Annotated in this window: 4 protein-coding genes and 1 pseudogene; 1 reads left to right on the forward strand and 4 read right to left on the reverse strand. The window is 37.4% G+C overall.

Features of this window, described 5'->3' with window-relative positions; all coding sequences use genetic code 11:
- Positions 1-342: efflux RND transporter permease subunit (locus HRT50_RS17335; protein WP_291616824.1), on the forward strand; the 342-nt coding region annotated here is incomplete at its 5' end.
- A gap of 616 nt (positions 343-958) precedes the next feature.
- Here the strand turns inward: HRT50_RS17335 and HRT50_RS17340 are convergent.
- From HRT50_RS17340 to HRT50_RS17355, 4 genes and pseudogenes are all read right to left on the reverse strand, one after another.
- On the reverse strand, positions 959-2,176 hold the full coding sequence (locus HRT50_RS17340; protein WP_291616826.1) for a hypothetical protein: 1,218 nt from the start codon (positions 2,174-2,176) through the stop codon (positions 959-961).
- Positions 2,177-2,182: 6 nt separating this feature from the next.
- Positions 2,183-3,040, reverse strand: coding sequence for an outer membrane lipoprotein-sorting protein (locus HRT50_RS17345; protein WP_291616828.1), 858 nt, complete (start codon positions 3,038-3,040; stop codon positions 2,183-2,185).
- Positions 3,041-3,047: 7 nt separating this feature from the next.
- Entirely contained in the window at positions 3,048-5,387 is a 2,340-nt protein-coding gene (locus HRT50_RS17350) for an MMPL family transporter (RefSeq protein WP_291616830.1), read from the reverse strand.
- Positions 5,384-5,815 (reverse strand): annotated as a pseudogene (locus tag HRT50_RS17355) (hypothetical protein); the annotation flags it as partial. The gene HRT50_RS17350 and the pseudogene HRT50_RS17355, both read right to left, overlap by 4 nt.

Consider the following 5,815-nt stretch of genomic DNA (forward strand, 5'->3'; position numbering starts at 1 on the left):
TTAGCGGCAAAAAATGGTATTTTAATTGTCGAATTTGCCAACCAGTTACGTGACAAAGGCATTGCTTTTGAAGAGGCTTTAATTAATGCTTCTAAGCAAAGACTACGCCCTATTGTGATGACCACGTTTACCACGGTAACCAGTGCTATTCCGTTAGTGTTAGCTGTTGGTCCAGGTGCAGAAAGTCGTATGGTTATTGGTGTGGTTATTTTTGCTGGCGTATCACTCGCCAGTATATTTACCTTATTTATCGTGCCTGGTGCGTATTACTGGTTATGTCGTAATACTGGCTCACCACAAGCTATTGCTAATGAAATTGAAAAGCTTGAGCAGCAAGATTAATGGTAGCCACCCCTGAGAGCTAACGAGTAATAGCAAATAAGTAGTTTAAAGCCCTAACTATGATAGTCGCTAGGGCTTTTTTATGTCTTTAATGTTTGTGTTTTTAGTCGCATTATCTGAGACTCACTTAGAAGTATTAACGATCACTTAGTACGCTTTATAGTCCTTTTAGTCTGAATAAGATCATAATTAGGATGTTCAGATTATATCAACTCAATTCAATAGCAACTGAGTAGATACGTTTGTTAATTGGTATAACAATGAGCATAAACATAGTCGCATCATATTTGTCACACCATCTGAGCGGAATCAAGGGATTGATGGAATATATTAGCCAGTCGTAGGCGCGTGTTGGCAGCAGCAAAAGAGCAGAATCCATTACGGTGGACGAAATATGTACAGAGCTGGGTCTTATCACCTTAAATTCAGAAGTGTACCGGAGTAGCGATAAGTGGCCTAAATTTACACTAAATGGTGACAACAGTCTTGAAAAAAACCGATAATGACAGATATAGTAGGTATGTGGATTAATGCATACCCAAACGCTTTAGTAATAAAAATGTTAACTTCACTTTGAGTAACATCAAACCTCACGAATTAAACTTTCACATTTAAGTTAAAAAGCGTAATGAATACTCATTTTAATAAACTCTTCATTGGCTAATGGGTGTAATCGCAAATCATTGGTTGAATCTTTCAGTACACCCATCATTTTAGCTTTAATCCGTACATAGTCGGTAATTCTATATTGATAACTTATTTCAGCGTATTGACTTTTATAATCAAAATCATAACTAAACAAGAAACGAACTTGTGTATTTCCGCTACTTGTCAGCTCAAATTTGGTGCCGATAAAAATATCGTTTTGACCATGTGATTCTACCGTGTTGCCACGATCATCAAATACATATTCAGCGATTAGCACTAGGTCTTGCAAAATCGTAGGTAATGAAAAAATGGGGTATTCGATGCCAATATTTGAGGCGAAAAAGCCTTTACTTTGTTCCTTACCCGTTTTTATTTCCAGTTTATAAGTAGCATCAGTGCCTAAATAAACCCCATCAAATAGGTAGTTTTCTGTTTGCAGATAATAGGGTATTAATTGGGCTTGCTTTGAGCTAAGTTTGATGAATAGTGGATCACGCCTCGTACCTTTAAAGTAACCAAGAGAAAACTCAACATTGTTGTGATAAAACACGCCACGTGCTGCGATTCCTCCACGCTTTTTATCATCTTCAAAAATACTTGTATGCACAATTTGACCACCAAAGGATGGCCGTTGTGGAAAAGATCGTTCACGAAAAGTCGGTAAGTAATAAACAGTAATATCGCCATTGAATATACGATGATGTAATGAAACAAAAGTTTGTCCCAATTTTACTTTGCCATCTAAGCTTGCTATAACGTCTGACTGATTCAGTACATTGATGAGGTTAATAGACTCTGAAACACCCCAAAAAAAAGTATCAATGCCTCCTCCGACACTAATGTCATCCCAACTTTTATATGCACTGGCTTCACGAATATCAACATAACGGCGCTCTATATCTACCTTGTCCCAATTACCTAATATTCTTGCACCGAATTTAACATCTTGATACTTATGATTGAATTTAAGCTCAAGTCTTGAACCATAAGATAATTTTCTGGGCTTAGCTTGATTGTTTTGCAATGTCTGAACATTGCTGTCCATATCTTGTAGGTAGAAGCGAGAAGTTGCTGCAAGGTCAACACTAACAGAGTCAAATATTGATTCCGCATATACGGCATTGGTGCTTAAACCAATGCCTATGATCAAGGAAAATATACTGGCATCTTTAGAGTGTTTTTTCATTGGATCTTAATTCCCTAACGCGCTTCGATGAAAATCTCGTTCAGAAAGACCATTAGTAAATGTTATCGAGCTATATTCAAGGGACGTTTTTTTACCTGTTTGCACGTTACTCATTTCGACTATTGTCGGGCGCCAATATTTTTCGTTGTACAGTTTAAACTCACTGGTTTTGAATGTTTTTAGCAAGGTTTTCTTGCGATCATAATAGTCGATCCGAGTGATTTTTCGATCCGTCTTTTCAACCCATACAACCTGTTTGGTGTAGCCTGAATGCTTATCAACGGGATAGCGCTCGATCACATCACATTGAGTATATTGTAACTGGGTATGTTGCATTTTAATGTTTGCTAGTTGCCTTATCTCGGCCCTTGTAGGGCTACAGGCCTCTGTTCGGATAAATTTGTAGTTATAGTCATCCAGGTTTTTATTAGTCATATCCTCAAACGAAAATTCACTGCCGACAAATGCACCAGACTTATTACGAGAGGATATACGTTTTACGCGATTTACTGTCGGTAGATAAAGCCACTGTTCATCAGACCTGGATTTTATGGGATGAGTCAACAAAGAGACACCACGGATATCTGCAGGAAAATCAAATTTTACCAGTGATTTGTCGCCATTTTGTTGATCCTCTAATATCTTTAGCCATAACCGTCTGACTGTTTTTTCTCCCATTTTACTGGTTAATACCATTGAGATTTTTGCATTACTATCGCCAAATCCACTATCTTTTTTATCTACTGCCGCAGCGATGTTGTAGCCTTGTTGTTCACTTGTTGTTTCAGCTCGTAATTCAGTGGAAAAATATATACTGCTTACACAGGCTAATAATATTGCAACACTTGATTGTTTAATTATCATGTTGTACTCACTTTGCTTGTTCTAAGGAAAATTGTTTTTTGGCTATTCGTGCTGGAACTTTGCGAATAAAACGCATTGCAATTGCGGGTAATACGATAAGATCAAACATCAAAGCCAAAAGAATAGTACCGCTGGTTAACATGCCCATATGTGCATTTTTTTCGAATGATGATGATGACAACAGCATAAAGCCTATCACTAACAATATTGAACTAATAACGATGGCACTCATGGTATTGTCAAAGGTTGTCTTGACGCTTTGTTCAGGGGTTAATCCTCGTTTAAGGCCATTGATATACTGATAAAGAAAATGCACAGTATCATCGACAATGATGCCTATTGCCATTGCTGATACTCCAGCTAAACCCATTGAAATCTGACCCTGAATACAGTACCAAAAACCAAATGCCGCACCAACGGGGATCAAGTTTGGAATTAAGGTTAGGAATCCGATATAAACAGATCTGAATACTAGTGCTAATGCAAGCGATATCACTATAAATGCCATTAAGGCACCTTTGAGCAAGCTACTGATGTTACTTTGTCCTATATGAGAAAATATCAGCGACGGGCTCGAATAGATAAAAGTAACAAAGTCTGGTTTATTGTCCAGTAACCATTGATTGACCTTCTTTTCAAACGCAATCATCTCTACTGATGCTGTATTTTTAAGCCTGGCGGTTAGTTTAAGCGCAGACTTGTCAAAGCTGATCTGATTACCAACATCTTTACCAAAGGGCAAAGACATTTCATAAAGCAGAAAGTGCTGTGCTGCCATAGTGGCACTATCTGGTATGCGATAGTAATTAGGTTTATCACTATTCATCAGGCGGTTGAGTTGCTTAATTCGGTGTAATGGACCATCAGTTATTACGACCTCAGGTTGTTGTAATAACCAGCGATCAAAATGCTCGATAAATTGTAAATATTCAACCATGAAAATGCCATTGTCTTTGTTGCTGGAGATTGAATAACCTATATTATATAACCCAGAAAAGTGTTGATCTATGGTTTCTGCTTCTGCACGAAATGGTACTGATTTATTAAAATATTTAATTAGATCGTCATTGGGTTGGTTTAGAAAGCTTAAGCTGGCAAACAATAATGAGAAAGGTACTAATAGATAGAGAATAAACTTTTGTTTGGTGATAACGAAGTTCGATAAGCCTTCCATGTTATTGAAAATCTTACTCGCATAAGTTGCTTTACCTGATAACTTTACTTTCAGTAATAAGGCGGGTAGCAAAGTAAAAGATAAGATAAGTGAAAACATCACTCCCAAGGCGACGATATTACCTAAATCTCTAAAGGGTGGTGAGTCACTGGCATTCATCGCGACAAAGCCAATAATTGTGGTTATATGACTCACTATAATGGGCTTAGCATTATGTTGATAAGATTTCAATACTGCGTTGTATTGGGATTCGCCGAGTATTAGTTGCCGCTTGATATAGGTAATAATGTGAATAGACGATGCAATAATAACAGTAAACATGATAATAGGCGCGGAAACCGAAGGTGCCGATAAGTTAATGCTTAACCAACCAGCTAAACCCAGTGCGCCTAACAAAGACAGTATTAATACCATAAATATACTGGCTGCAGCTTGAGCTGAGCCTAAAATGATACCGGCAGCCACTATGACGAACAGGATCATTATTGGAATAAGGGTGACAAAATCTCGTTTTGCTGCTTTGAAGAAAGCACCATTCATGGTCACTATACCTGTCGCATAGAATTGGTGTTCAGGATAGTCACTTCTATATTGCTCTAACAAAGGATCAATCGCATTTGTGATGGCTAATATTTCAGATTTATGATCCTTGCCCGGCATTAATGTGGTGATATTAATTGCAGTAAATTTACCATCGCGGGTAATAAGACTGCCGACAAGATCCCGTTCACCTTGTGCTGCACCTCTGATGTAATCAATATGCTCGATATTTATCTGCTCAGGTTCATAAATAAACTCTTCGATAGCAATATCATCAGCTTCGGCTTTGCTATAAGGAAAGTTAGTTAATGAATCAACTCTGGAGACATAAGGTACTGTCCAAAGTTGCTGTGTTAGCTGGTAAATAAGTTTAAATGTAGCTGGGTTATAGATATCACCTTGCATAGGTGCGATCATAATAAATACATTATCGGTTGCGGTATAAGTGCTCTCTATAGACTCTAATACTATAAGATCATTGTCATTTTTATCAAAAAATATTTTATAGTCACTCGACAACCCCATGTTTTTTAAACCGACTGCAGAGATAATTGTTAATATAATGGTTATAAATAACAACCACCGACTGCCGGACGATTTCAATAACCAGGGAATAATATTTGCTGTTTTCATCTTAATTCCTTTGACTGAAAAAATTGTTCTTTTAGCTGCTTTATGACATAAGTAACATCCTTTTCAACTCCCATAACTAACTCTGAAGCCCTACAACTCAGCCATTTTCGTCCTATCACATAGAAGCCAGGCTCTGGAGTAATACCGCATTCATGGATAATTTCCTTGTTATCTATACAGTTAGGCAATTCTAGCCATTGAGTGTTTTCGCGATAGCCAATTGCCCAGATGACAATATCCACATTATCCTGATAGTCATTAGCAAAAAAGATCCGTTGTTTTGAACAATCCAGCGCGCGCCCTTGTATAGTCACACCTAATTTTTTTAGATTTTTATTATTATGCTTAGCTAAAGGTACAGGGTTTCGATTTTTGAGAATATTAGCTACTAGGCTATTTTTATTGGCATAAAGGATCCCCGTTTTTTT

Source organism: Colwellia sp., from assembly GCF_013215345.1.
Lineage (GTDB): Bacteria > Pseudomonadota > Gammaproteobacteria > Enterobacterales > Alteromonadaceae > Colwellia.

Coding starts and splice junctions, on each gene's coding strand:
- HRT50_RS17340 (WP_291616826.1), bottom strand. CDS start 2,176: ATGAAAAAACACTCTAAAGATGCCAGTATATTTTCCTTGATCATAGGC.
- HRT50_RS17345 (WP_291616828.1), bottom strand. CDS start 3,040: ATGATAATTAAACAATCAAGTGTTGCAATATTATTAGCCTGTGTAAGC.
- HRT50_RS17350 (WP_291616830.1), bottom strand. CDS start 5,387: ATGAAAACAGCAAATATTATTCCCTGGTTATTGAAATCGTCCGGCAGT.